At 40.5% G+C, this 1,949-nt stretch carries 2 protein-coding genes; both read left to right on the top strand.

Translation table 11 applies throughout. The features are described 5' to 3' along the window. Nucleotides 1–654, top strand: a 654-nt coding sequence (locus AC220I_RS21865) for a M3 family metallopeptidase (protein ID WP_486725987.1), incomplete at its 5' end; no start/stop codon positions are given. A gap of 12 nt (nucleotides 655–666) precedes the next feature. After that, the coding region (locus tag AC220I_RS21860) for a M3 family metallopeptidase (RefSeq protein ID WP_486725986.1) at nucleotides 667–1,949 on the top strand (1,283 nt) is incomplete at its 3' end.

Genomic DNA, 1,949 nt, shown 5'->3' with positions numbered 1-1,949 from the left:
GGAGACATCACGACTTTGGCACACGAACTAGGTCATGGTTATCATGCAATCTGCGCCAACGAAGAAAATATATTAAACATAGATTCTCCAATGCCATTAGCAGAAACAGCCTCTACCTTCTGTGAAACCATCGTCAACAATGCCGCACTCAAAATAGCTTCTAAAGAGGAAGCCATCACGATTTTGGAGAATTCACTTCAAGATGCCACACAGGTTATTTGTGATATTTATTCCCGTTTTATTTTTGAATCCGCATTATTTGAAACACGAGCAGATCATCCCTTATCTGTTTCTGAACTCAAGACCATCATGCTTAATGCACAGAAGGAAGCTTATGGTGTGGGGCTTGATCATGAACATCTTCATCCTTATATGTGGCTAATCAAACCACACTATTATTCAGCTGGACTCAATTTTTATAATTTCCCATATGCTTTTGGTCTCTTATTTGCCAAGGGCCTGTATGCCAAATATTTAGAAGATAAATCTTATTTTGTTGCGCATTATGATACGCTTTTAGCCTCTGCAGGTAAAATGGATATTGTCGACGTCTGTAAAATAATGGACATTGATGTAGAATCAGAAGATTTCTGGTTAAAATCACTGGAGATTATTAAAAAAGACATTGATGCCTTTGTCGCTTTGGCCATATAAGTGGTGACGATCATGAACTATCGTTGGCAACTTAATAGCCTTTATAGGGGGTTTGACGATAACGCCCTGCTTTCAGCGCTTTCTGAATTAGAAGGCCTTTCAGAGAAATATAGTCTACTGGTGACAGAACTTGAGAAATTGTCCCCCTCTGATGAGGATATCATCATGGGGATTGAGGGCTTTTTAGCACATTTGATTGAAGATTCAAAGTTGCTTAGAAGGCTTGAGGCTTTTGGTCATTTAACTTTTAAGGCAGATGCAAGCTCTCAAGAGGCATTGCGTCTGCTTGATAAGGTTCAAAGGGCATCAAGTGCTTTAACAGCCCCTATGGTTTGCTTTAAGTATTGGCTGCCTTCACCCGGTCAACTTCAAGTGCTTTCGACTCAATCTCAACTGATAAAAGCCCATTTATTCTATCTCCTCGAACAAAAAAATAGCACGCTTCATATGCTTTCTCCAAAAGAAGAAGCCATGATTTCAAAGCTTAAGACAACAGGTTCAATTGCATTTGAGACCCTACAGGGTAAGACGGCATCTCAGCTTATGGGGGACCTTGAAATAGACGGTAAAAACCAGTCCCTTCCCATTATGGCTATTCGAAATCTTGCTTTTAGCGCAAACGCTGAGCTTAGAAAAAAGGGATACCATGCTGAATTGTCAGCTTATACAAAACACGCTGAAATTTCAGCAAGTGCACTAAACAGTATCAAGGGTGAAGTCATTACCTTGTCCACACTTCGAGGGTTTGAGTCACCACTGGATGAAACCCTCTATAATGCAAGACTTTCGAAAGAAACGCTGGATGCCATGATTGAGACCATGGAAGAATATTTGCCTCACTTTAGACGCTATTTAAAAATCAAGGCAAAAAAACTGGGTTATGAACCACCCTACAAAATTGCCTTTTATGACATTGCAGCACCAATAGGCGATAAGACACCTACCTATACCATTGAAGAAGCCAAAGCCTTTGTCATTTCAAACTTTGCTGATTTTAGCAAAGACCTCTCTGACTTTGCTCAAAAGTGCTTTGACCTAGCGTGGGTTGATTTTGAACCCCGTGGTGGAAAAGCTGGAGGCGCTTTTTGTGCCAACATCCAAGGTCTTGGTGAAAGTAGGATTTTGCTTAATTTTACAGGCAGTTTCAAAAATGTGCTCACAATTGCACATGAGCTAGGACACGCCTATCATGGTGATCGCTTAAAATCAGAGTCCATTCTCAACACAAATTATCCTATGCCATTGGCTGAAACCGCCTCGATTTTTTGTGAGACAATTGTGCGAAATGCTGCATT

It is taken from the genome of Fusibacter sp. (assembly GCF_057447755.1).
This window is presented reverse-complemented; position numbering and strand designations above follow the sequence as displayed.